The 19,083-nt window shown below is 52.2% G+C and carries 21 protein-coding genes and 1 pseudogene; 17 read left to right on the forward strand and 5 right to left on the reverse strand.

The genetic code is table 11. From position 1 onward, the window contains the following. Positions 1-42: 42 nt before the first annotated feature. The 11 genes from ABLW18_RS07170 (at position 43) to ugpC (ending at position 10,384) form a co-directional block, all read left to right on the forward strand. Positions 43-1,008, forward strand: a complete 966-nt coding sequence (locus tag ABLW18_RS07170; protein ID WP_347824145.1) for an NAD(P)H-dependent glycerol-3-phosphate dehydrogenase — start codon at positions 43-45, stop codon at positions 1,006-1,008. Continuing rightward, positions 1,008-1,280 carry a YciI family protein gene (locus ABLW18_RS07175; protein WP_347824146.1) on the forward strand — a complete coding sequence of 91 codons (273 nt, stop codon included), beginning with the start codon at positions 1,008-1,010 and terminating at the stop codon, positions 1,278-1,280. The genes ABLW18_RS07170 and ABLW18_RS07175 overlap by 1 nt, the downstream gene beginning before the upstream one ends. Then, positions 1,280-1,693 (forward strand): EVE domain-containing protein, encoded by a 414-nt coding sequence (locus ABLW18_RS07180; RefSeq protein WP_347824147.1) that lies wholly within the window; start codon positions 1,280-1,282, stop codon positions 1,691-1,693. Before ABLW18_RS07175 ends, ABLW18_RS07180 begins: the two co-directional genes overlap by 1 nt. 117 nt (positions 1,694-1,810) lie before the next feature. Continuing rightward, a complete protein-coding gene (locus tag ABLW18_RS07185) occupies positions 1,811-2,164 on the forward strand; it encodes a DUF1761 domain-containing protein (protein WP_347824362.1) in 354 nt (117 codons plus the stop codon). 105 nt (positions 2,165-2,269) lie between these two features. Further along, complete coding sequence (gene nhaA, locus ABLW18_RS07190) at positions 2,270-3,469, forward strand: Na+/H+ antiporter NhaA (RefSeq protein WP_347824148.1); 1,200 nt, start codon at positions 2,270-2,272, stop codon at positions 3,467-3,469. 319 nt (positions 3,470-3,788) lie between these two features. Continuing rightward, complete coding sequence (locus ABLW18_RS07195; protein WP_347824149.1) at positions 3,789-5,069, forward strand: sugar ABC transporter substrate-binding protein; 1,281 nt, start codon at positions 3,789-3,791, stop codon at positions 5,067-5,069. A 112-nt stretch (positions 5,070-5,181) separates the two neighbouring features. Continuing rightward, complete coding sequence (locus ABLW18_RS07200) at positions 5,182-6,120, forward strand: sugar ABC transporter permease (RefSeq protein ID WP_347824150.1); 939 nt, start codon at positions 5,182-5,184, stop codon at positions 6,118-6,120. 10 nt (positions 6,121-6,130) lie between these two features. Continuing rightward, on the forward strand, positions 6,131-6,967 hold the full coding sequence (locus ABLW18_RS07205) for a carbohydrate ABC transporter permease (protein WP_347824151.1): 837 nt from the start codon (positions 6,131-6,133) through the stop codon (positions 6,965-6,967). Positions 6,968-7,032: 65 nt separating this feature from the next. Further along, positions 7,033-7,926, forward strand: coding sequence for a helix-turn-helix domain-containing protein (locus ABLW18_RS07210; RefSeq protein ID WP_347824152.1), 894 nt, complete (start codon positions 7,033-7,035; stop codon positions 7,924-7,926). Continuing rightward, on the forward strand, positions 7,923-9,344 hold the full coding sequence (locus ABLW18_RS07215) for a mannitol dehydrogenase family protein (RefSeq protein ID WP_347824153.1): 1,422 nt from the start codon (positions 7,923-7,925) through the stop codon (positions 9,342-9,344). Before ABLW18_RS07210 ends, ABLW18_RS07215 begins: the two co-directional genes overlap by 4 nt. Beyond that, positions 9,332-10,384, forward strand: a complete 1,053-nt coding sequence (gene ugpC / locus ABLW18_RS07220) for a sn-glycerol-3-phosphate ABC transporter ATP-binding protein UgpC (protein ID WP_347824154.1) — start codon at positions 9,332-9,334, stop codon at positions 10,382-10,384. Before ABLW18_RS07215 ends, ugpC begins: the two co-directional genes overlap by 13 nt. Before the next feature lie 108 nt (positions 10,385-10,492). Here the strand turns inward: ugpC and ABLW18_RS07225 are convergent, their stop codons facing one another. The 3 genes and pseudogenes from ABLW18_RS07225 to ABLW18_RS07235 all read right to left on the reverse strand — a co-directional run bounded on the left by ABLW18_RS07225 (position 10,493) and on the right by ABLW18_RS07235 (position 12,387). Beyond that, positions 10,493-11,122: a 4-hydroxyphenylacetate 3-hydroxylase C-terminal domain-containing protein gene (locus ABLW18_RS07225; protein WP_347824363.1), complete on the reverse strand. Its 630-nt coding sequence runs from the start codon at positions 11,120-11,122 to the stop codon at positions 10,493-10,495. 9 nt (positions 11,123-11,131) lie between these two features. After that, positions 11,132-11,953 (reverse strand): annotated as a pseudogene (locus tag ABLW18_RS07230) (4-hydroxyphenylacetate 3-hydroxylase N-terminal domain-containing protein); the annotation flags it as partial. Continuing rightward, entirely contained in the window at positions 11,950-12,387 is a 438-nt protein-coding gene (locus tag ABLW18_RS07235; protein WP_347824155.1) for a MarR family transcriptional regulator, read from the reverse strand. The gene ABLW18_RS07235 and the pseudogene ABLW18_RS07230, both read right to left, overlap by 4 nt. 172 nt (positions 12,388-12,559) lie before the next feature. Between ABLW18_RS07235 and ABLW18_RS07240 the strand changes: the two genes are divergently transcribed. The 3 genes from ABLW18_RS07240 to hpaH are packed head-to-tail and all read left to right on the forward strand — an operon-like array spanning position 12,560 to position 14,615. Further along, positions 12,560-12,967 carry a 5-carboxymethyl-2-hydroxymuconate Delta-isomerase gene (locus ABLW18_RS07240; RefSeq protein ID WP_347824156.1) on the forward strand — a complete coding sequence of 136 codons (408 nt, stop codon included), beginning with the start codon at positions 12,560-12,562 and terminating at the stop codon, positions 12,965-12,967. Further along, on the forward strand, positions 12,964-13,821 hold the full coding sequence (locus tag ABLW18_RS07245; RefSeq protein ID WP_347824157.1) for a fumarylacetoacetate hydrolase family protein: 858 nt from the start codon (positions 12,964-12,966) through the stop codon (positions 13,819-13,821). The genes ABLW18_RS07240 and ABLW18_RS07245 overlap by 4 nt, the downstream gene beginning before the upstream one ends. After that, a complete protein-coding gene (gene hpaH / locus ABLW18_RS07250) occupies positions 13,818-14,615 on the forward strand; it encodes a 2-oxo-hept-4-ene-1,7-dioate hydratase (protein ID WP_347824158.1) in 798 nt (265 codons plus the stop codon). The genes ABLW18_RS07245 and hpaH overlap by 4 nt, the downstream gene beginning before the upstream one ends. Positions 14,616-14,741: 126 nt before the next feature. Here hpaH and ABLW18_RS07255 read toward each other — a convergent pair whose 3' ends face one another. Beyond that, positions 14,742-15,428 carry a response regulator transcription factor gene (locus ABLW18_RS07255; protein ID WP_347824159.1) on the reverse strand — a complete coding sequence of 229 codons (687 nt, stop codon included), beginning with the start codon at positions 15,426-15,428 and terminating at the stop codon, positions 14,742-14,744. Positions 15,429-15,571: 143 nt separating this feature from the next. Between ABLW18_RS07255 and ribA the strand changes: the two genes are divergently transcribed. Both ribA and ABLW18_RS07265 read left to right on the forward strand, forming a co-directional pair. Continuing rightward, on the forward strand, positions 15,572-16,627 hold the full coding sequence (gene ribA, locus ABLW18_RS07260; protein WP_347824160.1) for a GTP cyclohydrolase II: 1,056 nt from the start codon (positions 15,572-15,574) through the stop codon (positions 16,625-16,627). Beyond that, positions 16,624-17,118 carry a L,D-transpeptidase family protein gene (locus ABLW18_RS07265; protein ID WP_347824161.1) on the forward strand — a complete coding sequence of 165 codons (495 nt, stop codon included), beginning with the start codon at positions 16,624-16,626 and terminating at the stop codon, positions 17,116-17,118. The genes ribA and ABLW18_RS07265 overlap by 4 nt, the downstream gene beginning before the upstream one ends. Positions 17,119-17,129: 11 nt before the next feature. Here the strand turns inward: ABLW18_RS07265 and ABLW18_RS07270 are convergent, their stop codons facing one another. Continuing rightward, positions 17,130-17,792: a YggS family pyridoxal phosphate-dependent enzyme gene (locus ABLW18_RS07270; RefSeq protein ID WP_347824162.1), complete on the reverse strand. Its 663-nt coding sequence runs from the start codon at positions 17,790-17,792 to the stop codon at positions 17,130-17,132. 172 nt (positions 17,793-17,964) lie between these two features. Between ABLW18_RS07270 and ABLW18_RS07275 the strand changes: the two genes are divergently transcribed. After that, positions 17,965-18,939, forward strand: a complete 975-nt coding sequence (locus tag ABLW18_RS07275; RefSeq protein ID WP_347824163.1) for a porin — start codon at positions 17,965-17,967, stop codon at positions 18,937-18,939. Positions 18,940-19,083 lie beyond the last annotated feature (144 nt).

A 19,083-nucleotide genomic window follows, 5' to 3' on the forward strand; every position in this document is an offset into this window, starting at 1 on the left:
GCGCAACAGGGGCCGAAGAATGATCAAATCAAAGGTTGTGTCATGACTGTGTGCATTCTGGGGGCTGGTGCCTTTGGCACGGCACTGGCGGTTGCCCTGTCGGATCGCCATGACGTTCACCTCTGGGGCCGGGATGGGGTCGCACTTCGTGAGATGGCGCAGAGCCGAAAATCGTCTCGGTTGCCAAATGTGACCTTAGTAGAAAATATCACGGTGACCGCCGAAGCCAAAACAGCTTTGCAGGGCGCGGATTTCATATTGAGTGCTATTCCATTGCAAGCGACCCATGCGGCCTTGAGCGCGCTCACGCCGCTGTTTGCCGGGCAACCTTTAATCGGGTGCAGCAAGGGGGTGGATTTGACAACCGGTCTCGGGGGCTACTCGGTGCTGCGATCGGTTTATAAGGCGGGCCCTTCGGGCGTGCTCACGGGTCCAAGCTTTGCCGTAGATATTGCCGGGGGTTTGCCAACAGCTTTGACCCTTGCCGCTGAGGCGCAAGAGGATGTCAGTGCGTGGCAAGCTGCTTTATCCACTGAAACCTTACGGCTTTATACCTCGGGGGATCCTCTTGGGGCTGAGCTTGGTGGGGCGTTGAAAAATGTCATTGCCATCGCCTGTGGTGCCACTATTGGAGCAGGGCTTGGGCAGAGCGCACGAGCGGCGCTAATCACCCGGGGGCAGGCCGAAATTATGCGCTATGCGGTCAAACTTGGCGCGCAGCCAGAAACTTTGGCGGGTTTGTCTGGCTTTGGCGACCTTTGCCTCACCTGCACATCAGAAAAATCACGAAACTATCAATTTGGCCTGGCTCTTGGTCAGGGCCAGGCTTTTGATAACACCGTCACGGTAGAAGGCAGGGCCACGGCCTTGGCCCTTTTGCCGATCATGGAGCGGCTTGATATCGACATGCCGATCACAAAAGCGGTTGCGGGCCTGTGTTCGGGTACGATAACTGTTTCGCAAGCTTTGGCAGCGCTCATGGCGCGGCCCCTCAGAAAGGAAATATGATGCGTATTGCTGTTATCACCCGCGATAAACCAGGACATTTACACCTGCGTGTGGAAACGCGTGACGCGCATTTGGCCTATATCAAGGAGACTGGCATTGTTGAAATGGCGGGACCGTTTTTGGACGACGCAGAGCAAATGTGCGGCTCTCTGATTGTTTTGGAAGTTGAAACTATGGCCGCAGCACAGGCTTGGGCTGAGAACGATCCCTATAATAAAGCTGGATTGTTCGAAAGCGTGACCTTGAGCCAGTGGAAGAAAGTCATCGGCTAATGGCCTATTGGTTGTTCAAATCAGAACCAGCCACCTGGTCTTGGGCAGATCAACAGGGGAAAGGGGCTGCCGGAGAAGAATGGGACGGCGTGCGTAATTATCAGGCACGCAATAATATGCGCGCGATGCAACTGGGCGATCAGGCGTTCTTCTACCATTCGCAAAGTGAGAAGGCGATTATGGGCATTGTGGAGGTCTGCGCGTTGTCGCATCAAGACAGCACAACCGAAGATCCGCGGTGGGAGTGTGTCGATATCCGCGCTATCAGATCATTGACCAAACCTGTCACCCTGAACATTTGTAAAGCAGATCCTCGATTGGCGGATATGGCCTTGGTGAAATACACACGGCTTTCGGTGCAACCGGTTCGTGCTGAAGAGTGGGGGATTATTTTGGAGCTGTCGCAGCAGTGAGACGCGGGATGTCGCGACCCTTTACTTATAATTTAATGTTTTTAACATAGGATTATTGTAATACGAAGATATATTAAAGAAATTTTCAGTGTATTGGCGGCTGCGTCCGCGTAATTTATTTTTGGTGCCGTTTGGTACATGGTTTTGTCTGACCCATGGATGACCGCCCCTGGTGTGGCGCGAGATGCAGATGGCAAACCGTTGAATTCTTCAAACCCACGCCCCTATATTCTGAGTGCCATCTTGGCGATTGTGGTCGCAGGGATGATGCGCCATGTGCTCGCGGCCAGTGGCCTGACCTCAATTCCTTCAGGTGCGATTGCAGGGTTTGGCATTGGGGCGTTTTTGATTGTGCCATGGATGATGATGAACAATGAAATTGCAGGCAAGCCTTTTCAACTGACGGTTATTAATGGCGGCTATGCTGTGATCGGATGTACACTCATGGGCGCTGTCTTAATGCTGTTTTGATCCCGAGCATGGTTTGGCGAAAGCGTGGGAATAATCTACGCCTAGCCCTTGATCTTTGGGGGCCATATCTCATATGCAAAGATCAAGCTAAAAGGAGCGCCAGAAATGACCAGAGCCCTATCCCGTATTCAGGAATTCCTTAAGCTGGAAGCCAGCGCCGGATTGGTGCTGATGGCTATGGCGATTTTGGCCATGCTCTTTGCCAATACCAACCTTGCTTCGATCTATTCTGGAATATTGGACACCAATGTTCGGATTGGGATCGCCAGTTTTGAGATATCAAAACCGGCACTATTATGGATCAATGACGGGTTGATGGCGATTTTCTTCTTCTTGGTCGGGCTAGAGATCAAGCGTGAAGTCCTCGCCGGTGAGCTGTCGAGCTTTGATAAGGCTGCCCTGCCCGTTATAGCTGCACTCGGCGGAATGGCCGTGCCTGGTTTGGTTTATTATTTTATCAACTCTGGATCCCCGGAAACCCTTGTTGGCTGGGCTATTCCAACGGCAACAGATATTGCTTTTGCACTTGGAATTTTGGCTTTGGTCGGCAGCCGTGCGCCTTTGGCGTTGAAGGTTTTTCTCTTGGCCGTAGCCATCATTGATGACCTTGGCGCAATTGTCATTATTGCTGTATTCTATACCTCAGAACTGTCCACCAATGCGCTGACGCTTGCGCTGATTGGGTTGGCTATTGCCGTCGGTTTGAACCGAGCGGGGGTGAAGCGCGCGGCGCCCTATGTTTTGATTGGCGTCTTGATGTGGGTTTTTGTTTTGAAGTCCGGCGTGCATGCGACCCTGGCCGGAGTGATGATCGCCCTCACCGTACCGATGAAGCGCGAGGACGGCGATCACTCTCTGCTGCACCATCTTGAGCATGCCCTGCACCCTTGGGTTGCCTATATGATTTTGCCGATTTTTGCATTTGCCAATGCGGGCGTCACACTCACGGGTCTGACCTGGGCCGATTTTGCACAACCTTTGACCTTGGGTATTGCCGCTGGACTGTTCATTGGAAAACAGATTGGAGTCATGGGCGCGACAGTTCTTGCAGTCAAAACTGGCTTTGCGCGCTTGCCACAGGGTGTCACCTGGAGGCACATCTATGGCATTGCCGCGCTGACGGGAGTGGGTTTTACGATGAGCCTTTTCATTGGATCTCTGGCCTTCGGTGCGGATGACAAGATGAATGCTGTTCGCTTGGGGGTATTGCTTGGCTCTGTGGTTTCGGGCCTGTTTGGCTATGCGATCTTAAGAACTGCGCCGGCAAAAGCGTCGCTTGCAGAAGACAGCCCTGCTGAGGGCTAAGACGCTTAACATTGCATTTGATTTTGATGTTACAGCTCGCACCGATGTCGTGCTATGTTGCGATCTCTTTCTTAATAAGAGGCCTTGTATTTAAAATAGCGCCGTGGGGGCTACCCTTCGTCGATCAATGTGCCTGACAGGATATGATTGACGCAGACGGCCCCTTTCATATACAAAATCAACGAAAATTACCGAGATATTTTTTTAAAGCGTTAAAAAAGTATCACTCTTTGTGGCAATAATATTTGTGGCTGGATTATTAATAGCTCAAGCATTGAAGACTGGTTGAACGACCAACCGCGATTTCAGGGAGGAAAACATGAAATCTCTATTTAACACAGTTGCTGCTGTTGCAGTTGCGACAACAGGGGCCACCGCGGTCTCTGCCCAAGATCTTACAATTGCGATCGTCAACAACGGTCACATGATCAACATGCAAAAAGTTGCTGAAGCATATACTGCCGAAACCGGCGTAAACCTGAACTGGGTTGCTCTGGAAGAGGGCGTTCTGCGCGAGCAGGTTACTTCTGACACAGCCACTGGTGGCGGTCAGTACGACATCATCAACATCGGCATGCAAGAAGCTCCAATCTGGGGGGCTGCTGGTTGGATCGAGCCGCTGAACTTTAGCGCCGAGTATGACGTAGACGATATCTTGCCTGCCATGCGTGCTGGTCTGTCCCACAACGGCACGCTCTACGCAGCGCCGTTCTATGGCGAATCTTCCATGGTTATGTACCGTAAAGATTTGGCTGATGCCGCTGGTGTGAAAATCCGCGACAATGATAGCTGGGCCAATGTAAAAGGCGCCGCAATGGCGATGCACGATCCAGACAATGGCGTTTACGGCGCATGTTTACGTGGCAAGCCAGGCTGGGGCGATAACGGGGCTTTCATCACGACTGTTGCCAACTCATTTGGTGCGCGTTGGTTCGATGAAAACATGAAGCCACAGCTGGATTCAGCGGCTTGGAATGAAGCTGTAAGCTTCTACGTTGATCTGTTGGCGAACTACGGCCCTCCAGGCTCCGAAGGTAATTCCTTCAATGAAATCTTGGCGCTGTACAACCAAGATAAATGCGGTCTGTGGATCGACGCGACTATCGCGGCCTCTTTCCTAGAGAACCCGAATGTCGCTTATGCACAGTCACCAAACGCTGGTAACCCAGTGGGAGCGAACTGGCTTTGGGCTTGGGCAATGGCAATTCCTGCAGGTTCTCCAAATGCAGACGCAGCGCGTGACTTCATCGAGTGGGCAACTTCCAAAGACTATGTTCAGGCAGTTGGCAACCACCCAGACTTTGGTTGGGGTTCTGTTCCAACAGGTCAGCGTGCATCTACATATGACATACCTGAGTTCAAAGCTGTTGCAGGCTTTGCTGCCGCTGAAATGGCCGCTATCGACTCTGCAGCTCCAGAAGCGACTGACCTGAAGCCATATGTAGGTGTTCAGTTTGTTGCGATCCCTGAGTTCCCAGAAATCGGTTCTGCATTCGGTCAAGAAATGGCTGCTGCATTGTCTGGTGCTAAATCAGTAGAAGACGCTTTGGCTGCGGCTCAAGCGGCTGCTGTATCCATCATGGATGAAGCGGGCTACTAATCGGTTCCTTCCGATGAAAGGGGAGGCGGTGTGCCCAGCATGCCGCCTCCCCTGACATTTCCACTCTACCAAAGTATTAAAACCAATCCCCATATCCAAGGATAACCCTCCCATGGCTAACCGCACGCTTCCAAGATTGTTGCAAGCCCCCGCAGTTATAATGCTGCTGTTGTGGATGCTGGTACCATTGGGAATGACACTGTTTTTTTCGTTCATTCGTTACGTTCTGAATAGCCTGCGTCGGCCAGAATGGACCACCCCTTCCATCGAGAATTGGCGTGGCTTGGGAAACTATAAGTATGTGCTTGATGCCAAAGATTTTTGGTTCGCAATACAAAATAGTGTTTTCATCGTTGTCAGTATTTTGATCTTCACCGTTATCTTCGGGTTGTTGATCGCCGTATTGGTAAACCGCAGCTTCCCTGGTCGGGGCATTGTGCGGGTCTTGTTGATCTCGCCGTTTTTCGTCATGCCCGCTGTGAACGCGGTGCTCTGGATCAATATGATCTTGGATCCAGTCTTGGGTCTCAATGGCCTCGCGGTTGCCGGAATCAACGATTTGGTTGCTGGTCTGCGAGAGTTTCCGGTCATTGGGCAATTTTTCTCGATGTGGCCAGAGCTAAAGCCAATCTCTTTCCGCGCCAGCCAGACCTCTGCTTATGCTGTGATAATGATGGTCACATGGCAGTGGACGCCCTTTGCGGTTCTTATTTTCATGACCTCCTTGCAGTCTGAAGATGAATCGCAAAAAGAGGCGGCCATGCTCGATGGTGCCAGCGCCTGGTCACAGTTCATCAATCTCACCGTTCCGCATTTGGCCCGTCCAATTGCCATTGTGGTGATGATACAATCAATTTTTCATCTGTCGCTCTATGCGGAGATTGAGATTGTTAGCCGCGGGAACGGGAACAAAAACTTGCCATATTTGATCGGTGAATTCACATCGAACAATATTGGTGCTGCGAGTGCCACGGGCATTTTCGCCGTAATTCTTGCCAATATCATCGCAATATTCTTGTTGCGCATGGTTGGCAAAAGCTTGATGGATTAGGATATAGACCATGGCTGCAGTTGCACAAACCACTCCCTTGAGCAGAATTCTTTGGCCGGCCTTGGCTTGGACTATTGCCCTGATCTTTTTCTTTCCGATTTTCTGGTTGGTTTTCACCAGCTTTAAGACCGATGCCGATGCGGTAAAGCCAGAACATCTATTTTTCTTCACGCCAACCTTGGAAAACTACGCCAATATGACCGAAAACTATGACTATTGGCGCTTTGCGATCAATTCGGTCATCACGGCCACATTTGCGACTGCTTTTGCGCTGGCTGTTGGCGTGCCGGCGGCCTATGCGATGGCGTTCGATCCAAGCCGCCACACTAAGGATATTTTGGTCTGGATGCTGTCGACCAAAATGCTCCCCGCGGCTGCGGTTCTGTATCCAATGACGTTTTTGACCAAAAATATACTTGGTCTGTTTGACACACATTTTCTGGTTATTGTGGTGCTTTGCTTGATTAACCTGCCAATCGTAATCTGGATGCTGTTCACCTATTTTAAGGAAATTCCAAAAGATATCATCGAAGCAGGCAAAATGGATGGGGTGAGCACCTGGGGCGAGATCAAGGACATTTTGATTCCTCTGGCTTGGGGCGGCATTGCCTCAACCGCTCTGTTGACGTTTATTTTTTGCTGGAATGAGGCCTATTGGACCGTACGACTTACCACTATTGACGCGGCGACTTTGTCAAAACTCATTGAGGGCAACCGTGCGCCTGAGGGCTTGTTCTTTGGTCGCCTTTCGGCGGTATCGACGGCCGCTGTTGGTCCAATCGTTGTTTTAGGGTGGTTTTGCCAAAAACAATTGGTCCAAGGTCTTACCTTTGGGGCGGTTAAATAATGCTTTGTGATTTGGCCATCATATCGGCGCTGGCTACAGACCGTAACGGTGGGCTGGGGTAAGCCATGTCGATTATCCAGCCGGAAATTGAGTTCGTTGACAGATCCACGAGGAGCATCCGCTATCTGGAGCACGGTTTGCCGACAGATTTGTGCCGCTGGCACAGTCACGAAGAATATGAGCTGCATTTCATCGCAGAAACTCGAGGCAAGGCCTTTGTCGGTGATTATATTGGCGATTTCGGACCGGGCGCGTTCTATCTTACCGGCCCGAATTTGCCACATAATTGGGTGACGGATGATGTCTGGACGCGTGAAGTTAAGATCCGCGATATGTTGGTTCAGTTTAATCAATCCAGCTTTGATGCGTTGAAAACGGCTTTTCCTGAATTTGCCGATATGCAGCGCATGTTGACCCTATCGCAATCTGGCATTGAGTTTGTTGGGTTTAACCCAACGTTTGCACGTGGCCATATGGAAGCAATTCGTGATGCCCGTGGGCCAGATCGGATTGTGGCGTTTTTGCGCCTCATGGTGCGGGTGAATGAACATGCTGAAAAGAAGGTGCTTTCTGTCAGCAAGATGGTTCAAACGGATGGCAATGGTAAGCAGGCGCGTATCGGAGAAGCTATTGATTTTGTGGTGAATAACTTCGCTGAAGATATATCTGTTGAGCGCGCGGCTGCAATTGCACGCATGTCTCCCGCAGCGTTTTCGCGCAACTTTCAAGCGACCACAGGTCACAAATTTGTTGAATTTGTGACCCGCATCAGAATTGGACAAGCCTGCGGTATGCTCTACGCCACCGATGCGCAGGTCTCGTCGATTTGCTTCGATGTTGGATTTCAAAACCTGGCTAATTTCAATCGCCATTTCTTAAAGATGAAGCAAATGACCCCCACGGAATATCGGCAAACTGCTCAAGCTGATCTGGCCCCCAATTTAGGAGTTGTCTCATGAACCGAATGTCTTCTCCTGCCTTATTTGAGACTCGCTATGATCGTTCCGCTTGCGACATCGGCATCGTGCATTTGGGCTTTGGTGCCTTCCATAGAGCGCATCAGGCGCTTTATGTCGATGATTACATGGATCAAACAGACGATCTGCGCTGGGGTATTGCAGCGGTCAATCTACGGGCTGCGGAATCACATAATTTTGCCCAATTTAACGAGGCAAGTCATGGCTATGTGCTGAAATCCATGTCCAGCTGCGGGGATGTAAATTTCCGCCGCGTGCGGTCGCATGTGAAATTCTCTGACTGGGCGGATGACGCTGAGCAAGCCGAAGCGCTCGTGGCGAGTCCTTCGGTGCATATGGTGACGATAACCGTGACCGAAAGCGGTTATTATATGGGCGAAACCGGGACGCTAAACCCTGAAGATCCCAGCATAGTTGCAGAGCTTGACGGCGGTGCACCGCGCACTGTTTATGCCTATTTGACACGCGCTTTGGCTCGGAGAAAAGCGGCGGGCTTGGGCGGAATTTCGATTTTGTGCTGCGATAACATTCGGCGAAATGGCAAAATGCTGCAGAGCAATCTTTTTGCCTATCTCGATTTGATTGGTGCCGGGGATCTTGGTGAATGGGTGCGCAACTGCGTTACGTTTCCTTGTTCCATGGTGGACCGGATCACACCGCGCAGTACGAAGGCTTTGCAAAGCGAAGTGGACGCCCTTTTTGGTCCTGGTCCCTTCTCTCCGGTGATGGCGGAAGATTTCACGCAATGGGTGGTAGACGATCATTTCGCCGCTGCGCGACCTGATCTCACGAAGGTGGGTGTGACTTTCACAAAGAATGTTGACCCCTACGAGGAAGCAAAAATTCGCATTCTCAATGGGGGTCATACCTGTTTGGCGTATTTGGGGGCTTTGGCCGGGCATCACACTTTTGATCAGGCCATGGCCGATCCCCAGCTCTTTGCTCATTTTGAAGAATTTGAACGCAGTGAAGTCTTGCCTGCTTTGGTTGACGAGCTGCCGTTCGACAAAAACCTCTATCTAGATCAAATCATCACGCGGTTCAAAAATGAATCCATTGGGGATACGGTTGAGCGGATTTGTGCGGATGGATATCTGAAGTTTCCAATCTTCATTCATCCAACCCTTGCGGGATGCCTGAAACAGGGAATTATGCCGCAGGCTGGTCTGCGCGCAATTGCGAGCTGGTATGTCTTTTGTAAGCATATCGAGGCTGGCACTCTGCCGATCGCATATGGGGAGCCATATTGGTACAACCTGCGCGAGCTGTTGCAGGACGGTCAAGTCGATCGTTTTGCCCAATCCGCTTCGCTTTGGGGCACCCTGCCGCAGGACCACCCAGAATTTATAACAGCTTTGATTGCTTCAATCACAGAAATGGAAAAAAAATGGCCAGTTTAAAAATTCGTGACGTCAAAAAATCTTATGGTGATCTTCAGGTCATGCATGGGGTGGACTTGGATGTTGAAGAAGGCGAATTTGTTGTTTTCGTTGGACCGTCAGGCTGTGGCAAGTCGACGTTGCTGCGGATGATCGCAGGTTTGGAAGAAGCCACCGCCGGTGAAATTTCCATTGGTGACAACGTTGTAAATGACGTGGCGCCGGCCAAGCGCGGCGTGGCAATGGTGTTCCAATCCTATGCGCTCTATCCGCATATGACTGTTTTTAACAATATGGCTTTTGGTCTGAAGCAGGCGAAAACGCCGCCGAAGGAGATTGATCGCCGGGTGCGTGAAGCTGCGGAAGTGCTCCAGATCACGGATTATCTGGACCGCAACCCACGCAACCTATCGGGTGGGCAGCGTCAGCGTGTGGCGATTGGCCGGGCCATTGTTCGGGATCCCGAGGTGTTTTTGTTTGACGAGCCCTTGTCCAATCTCGATGCCGCTTTGCGCGTGCAAACGCGCTTGGAAATTGCCCGTTTGCACGAGCGTTTAAAGTCTACCATGATCTATGTCACCCATGACCAGGTCGAGGCTATGACGCTCGCCGACAAAATTGTCGTCATGCGGGCCGGGCGGGTTGAGCAAATTGGCTCTCCCATTGATCTTTATCGCAACCCTGCGAATGCTTTTGTGGCGCAGTTTATCGGCAGTCCGAAGATGAATTTTTTCACGGAAGCAGATTTGGCCAAAAACGGTAAAAAGTCTTTGCCAGCAGCGGCCAGTGGCGCGCATATTGGCATTCGTCCAGAGCATCTGACGGCCTGTACTGAGGCTAAGGCGATTGTTGGGGGGACATTGGATCTCGTGGAGCAATTGGGCGAATATGCTTTGGTTCACTTGGTGGGTGCCTCTGGAGAGGCCTTCATAGTGAAAATGGAGCATCCGCCGGCAGCCGTAAAAGGTGAAACCATGTGGTTTACGGCGCAAAGCGATATTCTGCACCTGTTTGACCAAAGCTCGGGTTTGCGCATCGACGCCGCTAGCACATCCAGTTGATATAGGCGCATCGCGTCCTGTTATGCCTTTGAGGATGCACAGTCACCACGCCCCATGCGGGGAAATGACCTCCCTATGAGAGAGACAATCGGCGCCGGGCCTCAGGCTTTAGGCCTGCGCTAAAAGATCCTCGACGCGGGCAATTTTGCTGTCCCTATCATAGCTGTCAAAATAGACAGAGTTCATGATTTGCGGCGGACCGAAGAAGAAGCGCTCATACAGCGCTTGGCGATTGCCGAAGCCGGACACGGCAATGTCATGGGCCAGGCGATACAGGGCCACGCGATCGCGGCTGTCCATATGGGTCAGTTGGAAATATTTCTCCACATCTCCTGCCATGGCATTGCTGAAATCTGCCTCGGTTGGCGTCGCCATGAGGGAGGAGGAACCGAGGAGTTGCAGGATCTCCACCATCCGCGGGTACATTTTGGGAAAGAGATTGCGCGAGACGTCCAAAGGGCCGCGCAGGGGAATGAAATTGCCCCATTGATCCTCATGGGCCTGTTGTTCCGCCGAAAAGAGCAAGGCGCGCACGGTTTCGGCCATCAACATCACTTCGGCAATCATACCCTTTGTGGCCAAATCCTTGTCGCGACCCGTCGCCTTGGCAATGGCGCACATGACGCCGACCATGAATTCTGCCTTGGCCAGCTTTCCACAGGCCACTTGATGCGCCATATGCACCACCGCATTGGTTTGGGCGAAGGCTTGGTTGCATAGGTTTGGTTCGCCATACATGAAAACCCGCTCCCAGGGGACCAAGACATTGTCAAAAATGACCACCGCATCCATCTCCTCATAGCGAGAGGACAGAGGGGCATCGAAATGTGATTTTCAATGGTCATAGCTGTCTCGACAAATCATCTTGAGACCCGGGGTGGCGATGGGAATGGCAAAGGCGAAGGCAAAGGGAATATTGCTGTCATCGGCTCGTAAAAGCGTTGAGGGGAAGACCTCAATTTCGTCAGATAATGGCCCCAAAGTCGCCAATAGCCTTGCGCCTTTCACGATGATCCCCACATCGGTTTCTTTGACGACATGCAGTGCAACCTCTTCGTCGAATTTGCCGCTAGTGGCCTGTGCATGTGAGACAGATGGGTTCACCAAAGTATGGGTCAGAACGCGATCATTGAGCCGGACCTCATCATAAAACTGGGTAATATTTTGAACGAAATCCGCTTGTCCCTTGCTGCCCTGCGCTAGAAAACCTGGGGCGTGAGCAAAGGCCATAACGGAGGCGTTTTTATAATCGGGAGTACAGCCAAACATGCCATTGGATCATGTGGCCCATTCATAGAACGCGCGGCCGCGCCGCACCACATCGTCCTTAGACTTGGGCACCAAGTGGGAAACGGCGCAGCGAATGCCCTGGCCGTCTTCATAGGTCACGATATCGCGGTAGGCCGGTTCATATTGCCGATCCAAAAAACCCGCCAAAGAGGCCGCGCCTCCGGCCATGCCTGGTTCAGCGGTCACATCTTGAACCCGCGCTCCACGCGTCCAAATTTCACGGTCATCGCGCAGCCCCTCGAGATACTGCGCTCCAGTTCTGATTCCAGCGTTTCTCATGCCAAATTCAGTTTCTCTGCGGGGTCTGATAACTTGTCTAAAATTCGATTAAACTCGGCCCATTCAGACTCTGTCACGCGCTGCATGAAATCGTCATGAATGCGCTCTACCATGGGCATCATATGCTCCATCAAGGCGCGCCCCTTTTGGGTGGGGATGATATGCACATGGCGGCGATCTTCTGTAGAGCGCAGGCGCCCGATGAGGTTTTTCTTCTCGAGCCGATCTAGAATTCCGACCAATGAGGGTGGGGGCAAAAGGGTGATCTGCGAGATCTGTGCTGAGGTGAGATGCTGTTTTTCCCAAAGTGCGCGCAGAACTCGCCACTGCTGGTCCGTCAGATCATTCGCTTGAAACAGACACCGATAGCTTGGCATCACCCGGTCTAGAGAGCGGCTGAGGATCATCGGCAGGCTGTCCAGGAATTTCGGCATTTACCACTCATCTATGAATTATTCACATATTAAGTAAATTGAGAGGCTCCGCTGTGTAAAAAAATCTATGGTCGCTGCTTTAAAATGCAGAAATTGTGGATCTATGCGCACTCCTCACTTGTCATTTTCTGTAAGGTTGCGATGATTTCGACAGTAGTGCTAAGGACAAACCATGCCACATCTGACCGTTCAATATTCCCAGAATTTAGATCAAGACGTTGATATGTCAGAGCTTTGTTCGGTCATGAGTGTGGCCATGCAAGAAACGGGCGTGTTTCCTATGGCGGGCATAAGGGTGCGGGCGCATCCGATGCCGCACTATTTCGTCGCTGATGGACATCCCAAGAACGCCTTTGTTGATATGGTTCTACGCATGGGAGAGGGGCGCAGTGATGCGACCAAATCAGAGGTTGGTGCGTTTTTGATGGCGCGTGCAGAGGCCGTTTTTGCTCCGCTGCTGGCGGAGCCACATTTTGCACTGTCGTTGGAAATTGTGACGATCTCCAAACCCTTCAGCTTGAAAAAAAACAGCATTCATGCGCGGATCAATGCGCCGTCTTTCAAAGGAGAAAACCCATGAAGTTTGCATCCATTCGCGCGGCGGGAGAGGAACTATATGGCGCTGTGACCGACGCTGGCTTTATTGCCCTGTCAGCAAACTTCCCACAATGGGCGAATTTAACCGAGGTGATCTGCGCGCAGGCCTTGCCGCAGCTGGCTGAAGCGGCTGAGGGGGCCTCGGTCACCCATGGTTTTGGCAGCTTCACCTATGAGATGCCCGTGGCGGGCGGTGAGAAGATTATTTGCGTCGGGGTCAATTTTCCAGATCGCAATGCGGAATACAAAGATGGCAGCCAAGCGCCTGCGAATATGTCGCTATTTCCAAGGTTTGCCCGTGGATTTGTGGGGCATGAACAGGCCTTGATCCGGCCCCCAGAGTCGCATCAACTCGATTATGAGGGCGAAATTGCCATTGTCATCGGCAAGGCAGGGCGGCGCATTTCTCAAGCCCATGCATATGATCACATTGCCGCTATGACCCTTTGCAATGAGGGGACGATCCGAGATTGGGTGCGCCACGCGAAATTCAACGTCACCCAGGGTAAGAATTGGGACAAATCTGGTGCTATGGGCCCGTGGTTGGTGCCTTTTACGGAGGCTGCGCAGCTGGACGATGTTCGCATCACCACCCGAGTAAACGGGGAGTTGCGTCAAGATGATCGCACCAGCCGCATGATTTTTCCCATCCGCCGCCAAATTGAATATATCTCCACGTTCACCACCTTGATGCCGGGTGATATCATTGTCACGGGAACGCCGACGGGTGCCGGCGCGCGGTTTGATCCGCCAATCTATCTCAAACCCAGTGATATGGTTGAAGTTCACGCTGATGGCCTCGGGACCTTACGCAATTCTGTTGAGGATGAGACATGACCCCCGCAGAGATCTCCCGCGCGGCGCAGGCCTTATTTGAGGCTGAAAAAAGCCATAAACAGATCGGACTGTTGACCCGCCCCCATCCTGGGATGACGATGGATGATGCCTATGCGGTGCAAAAAGCCTTGGTCAAGCTTAAGATTGCCGATGGCCGGCGGGTGATAGGCTGGAAAATTGGTCTGACCTCCAAGGCTATGCAATATGCTTTGAATATTGATATCCCGGACAGCGGGATTTTATTTGATGATATGTATTTTGAAGATGGTGCGACTGTGCCTGCTGGACGGTTTATCCAGCCGCGCATTGAGGCGGAAATCGCCTTTGTGATGAAAACAGATTTAGACGGCGCGGCAGGGCGCGATGAGGTGCTGGCAGCAACGGATTATGTGTGCCCCTCGCTGGAAATCCTCGATACGCGGATTGAGCGCGTTGATGCGCACACAGGGCATACCCGTAAAATTTATGATACGATCTCCGACAATGCGGCGAATGCTGGCATCGTTTTGGGTCGCGCGCAACATGATCCCAGAACGTTTGATTTGCGCTGGGCTGGCGCGATTTGCAGCCGCAATGACGAGGTTGAGGAGACAGGTCTTGGCGCCGGCGTTTTAAACGATCCGGTTATGGGCATCGTTTGGTTGTCCGAACGTCTTGAAGCCTATGGGCAAAAAATTCGAGCGGGTGATATTGTTCTGTCTGGTTCGTTTATTCGCCCGATTGAAGCGCGGCCACAGGATGAATTCGTCGCTGATTTTGGCCCCTTTGGGCAGGTATCCATTGGATTTGCCTGAGCACAGCTCTGGTCATATCCGCGATCGGGCGCCCCCCCCAAAAAAACTCGGGTGCGGGGCCCGAGTTGAGGCTGAGGGAAGAGAGACGCCTTGCGGTAATGCCCTGGCGTCAGGGGTTGCAGGTGGCTAAAGTGACAAGCGATAGCCGCCGTTTTCAGTGATTAAGATGCTGGCTTTGCCGGGGTCGGGTTCAATTTTCTGCCGAAGGCGATAAATATGTGTTTCCAGCGTATGAGTCGTGACACCGGCATTATAGCCCCAAACTTCATGTAAAAGAATATCGCGCGGCACCACATGTTCGGTGGCGCGGTACAAAAATTTTAATATATTTGTTTCTTTTTCGGTCAGGCGAATCTTTTTGTCATCAGCTGTGACCAATATCTTGATTGATGGCTTGAACTTATAAGGTCCAAGGGAGAAGATCGCATCCTCGGATTGCTCATGCTGGCGCAGCTGTGCGCGTAGGCGGGTCAAAAGCATGGGGAACTTGAAGGGCTTGGTGATGTAGTCATTGGCACCTGCAGCCAGACCCAATATTGTGTCGGAATCTGTATCATGGCCGGTGAGCATCAAAATGGGGCATTTGACGCCCTGCTTGCGGATCAAGCGGCACAACTCACGCCCATCTGTATCTGGCAGACCTACGTCCAGCACCATGAGATCATAACTTTGTTGCTTAATCTTTTCCAAAGCTTCCGCACCGCTGCTGCACTCATAGACATCAAAATATTCGGTCATAAGAAGCTGTTCGCTTAAAGCCTCTCTCAGATCTTCATCGTCGTCGACTAAAAGAATTTTATTAAGCTGTGCCATTCTACCTCTCAGTTTCATAAGATAGCCCATACCTGCGCGCTGGGGCGCTTTATTGCAAGATTTTCACCAGAGATCTCACGACCTTGTGTCACAAATGAAGGAATTGTTTCAATTCACCTCTAAAAGGGGCTATCGAAGGCTCTATGACTCTATCACCTTCTCCTGTCGAGCTGCGCGCTCGCGCCTTGACCGATCTTCGCATGGGCCTGCCTGTGGTCATTGATATGCCTCAGCCGCTTGTGGTCTGTGCGGCTGAGACACTGACACAAGACAGGCTGCATGCGTTGCGCAGTTTGGGCGAGGTGCAAGCCGTTTTGTCAAAGTGGCGGGCCGATACGCTCAAGATCAATGCATACGATGGGGATGTGGCGCGCATTTCTGTGCCGCGGTCAGTCGATGCACGTTGGTGCCAAGCGGTGGCCGATCCAATACTTGACCTGAGCTATCCGATGAAGGGTCCATTCCAGACCCTGCGCGGCGGATCCGTGGATGGGCAACGTCTTTCTGTGGCGCTTTTGAAAGCGGCGCATCTTTTGCCCATGGCGATCACGGTGCACAGCTTAGAGCCGCTCAGCAGTTTAACACATTTGCCAGTTGATATCTTGTTGGAGCCTGGCTTTGCGCATGTGGTCTCTGCGCAGCTTCCACTGGAAGTTAGTCAGGCGGGTCGTTTGCATGTGTTTCGCCCGGATGGCGGGGGGGATGAACATTACGCAGTTGAGATCGGGACGCCCGATCGGGCGGCGCCGGTCTTAACGCGCTTGCATTCAGCATGTTTCACTGGGGATATTCTGGGATCCTTGAAATGTGACTGCGGTCCACAGCTAAAAGGTGCTTTGGCGCAGATGGGGCAGGAAGGTGCCGGGATCCTACTGTATCTTAATCAAGAAGGTCGCGGTATTGGCCTGGCGAATAAAATGCGGGCCTATGCGCTGCAGAGCCAAGGCTTTGATACGGTAGAGGCCAACCATCGCTTAGGGTTCGAAGATGATGAGCGGGATTTTCAGATCGGCGCAGAGCTGCTTAAAAGCCTGGGTTTTTTATCCATACGTTTGATGACCAATAACCCCAATAAAGTTGCCCGCTTGCAGGACCAAGGTCTTATGGTTAGCGAACGCGTGCCGTTGGTTGTTGGCGGCACAGCGCAGAACCACGGCTATCTCCAGACCAAGGCGGAAAAATCTGGGCATTTGCTATGAGCGCTTTGGATATGGTCTATGCCTCGGGTCGCCTGCATTATCTTGGTCGCGCCATGGCGGTGACCTGCGGGCGCGGAGGCGTGCGCGATGATAAGATCGAAGGGGATGGGGCAACCCCGCGTGGTGTCCTGCGCATTGCTGCGCTGATGTATCGCCCCGACAGGGTGGCACCGCCTGCCCCTTGGGCGGTTCCAATCTACCTCGGCGATCTGTGGTGTGACGATCCAGCTCACAGATCGTATAATCAGCTTTGCCGCGCGCCTTTGCAGGCCAGTCATGAAAAGATGCGCCGTGCAGACCCGCATTATGATATCGTGTTGATCACCGATTGGAATTGGCCCAAGGCGCGTCCGGGGGCAGGCTCTGCAATTTTTATGCACCAATGGCGTCGGCCAGGTGCACCTACAGCGGGCTGTATTGCGATGGCGCGGCCAGACATCCGTTGGCTGGCCAGCCGGGTCGCGCCAGGCACGCGGCTTATCGTCCGTTAATCTAATCCGGTTTAAGCATGCACGGCCTGTACCCGCGCACCAAAGATCGCTGAGCCAACTCGGACATGGGTGGCGCCAAAGGAGATCGCCTTGGCAAAATCACTGGACATGCCCATGGATAACCCCTCCAACCCGTTGCGCCGCGCAAGCTTGGCTAAAAGTGCGAAATGCATGCTGGCCTCTTCTTCAACAGGTGGGATGCACATCAAGCCCACGACGGGCAGATCAAGCGCACGGCAGTCTTTTACAAACGTATCCACCGCATCGGGGGCAATGCCGGCCTTTTGTGGTTCCAAGCCGGTGTTGACTTGAATGAAGAGGGCCGGGCAATGGCCCAGCTCTTGGGCCAAACGCGCCAGAGCGGTCGCCAATTTGGGGCGGTCTAAAGTATGGAGGCAATCAAACAGGCGCATGGCGGCTCGGGTTTTGTTCGATTGTAGTGGCCCGAGCAGGTGCACCTTGGCATCGGGGAATGTTTTTTGGAATTCGGGCCATTTACTTTCTGCCTCCTGCACGCGATTCTCGCCAAAGACCCGGTGACCCTGTTGCAGCACAGCCAGAACGCGATCATTGGGCTGAACTTTTGACACGGCGATCAGCTCTACCGAGCCCGGAGCGCGCCCCGCGTCCTGCTGTGCCTGTAAAATTTCTGTAGAAACATGGAACAGTGACATTTTTTTAACCTTTGTTTGACATTAACGAGAGTTTAAACGGGAACTCGTAGGATGTCATTGGCCGAAAACCATCGATGCAGTGTGACATCTGTGCATCATGTTGGCGTTTCGGTGCGCTGTGACAGGGTGGATCACTTGACCCAAGGGCGGTTCCCACGTCACTAAAGGCGTAATGCTCAACCAAGGTATTCCTTGGCTTGGTATTTTATTTTGGATAGCAACTCGAGGGAAAAACATGAAACGCATCCTCCTTACAACTACTTCTTTGGTTCTCGCCGCTGGCGTTGCCCAAGCTGACGTATCTTTCTCCGGCACAGCCGGCGTCGCACTTATCGATGACAACGGCGCATCTGACGCAACACGCGTTGATATGTTCTTTGAGTCATACTATGACTTCGACATCAAAGCTGCTGCTGAATCAGACAACGGTGTGTCTGTATCCGTTGGCTTCGACATGGGCGCTGGTAACAAAATCGACTATAACGACGACGATAAGTTGGAAGCACAAGGCAACACCGTCGGTGACGCAGACGTTGCAGTTTCCTACGCTGGTTGGACATTGACTGTAGACCACGGTGGTATCGACAACTTGTTTGATGACACTGATGGCACACATGACGTGAAGCTTTCCGGCACCATTGCTGGCTGGAGTGTCGCAACGACAACCGATGAAAGTGCTTCCACAAGCTCTTACTCACTCAGCGGCAACGTTGGTGGCGTAGCACTTACATTGACTGGTACAGACAATGACGACAACGGTGGCGACGCTTCTAAGATCGCTGCATCTTACGCAATGGGCAATGGCTTGACGCTGACAGCCTCTGTTGAAGACGAGTCATTGGCTTCAGGTGGTGAAGACGAGTCAAAACTCGGTTTCTCATATGCAATGGACAATATTACTGTGGGATACACATCAATCAAGCCAGGCACTGTAGCTGGTAGCGATAGCTTTGGCGATGAGTGGGATTTCTCAGTTAAAATGACTTCAGGCGCTTTGGTTGCATCATTCGCAATCGACGAAGCTGACGCAACAACTGTGATTGCTGATTATGCACTCGGTGGTGGCGCATCTGCTTTCGCAGCAATGCACGACAAAGCCGGTACAGCTTCTGACCTGACAACTGTTGGTCTGAACTTCGCATTCTAAGCGAAACCGACTTTGGTTAAAGAGAGAGCGGCGCTTCGGCGGCGCTCTTTTTTATTGTACCTGTCGGCTTGCAGCGCCTTTGATCTGTCTTTCGTCACTTCGTGATTGCGTGCTAGAAAGGCTGGCGACATCGACGGAAAATCA

This window comes from uncultured Planktomarina sp. (assembly GCA_943788425.1).
In the GTDB taxonomy this organism is placed as follows: domain Bacteria; phylum Pseudomonadota; class Alphaproteobacteria; order Rhodobacterales; family Rhodobacteraceae; genus Planktomarina.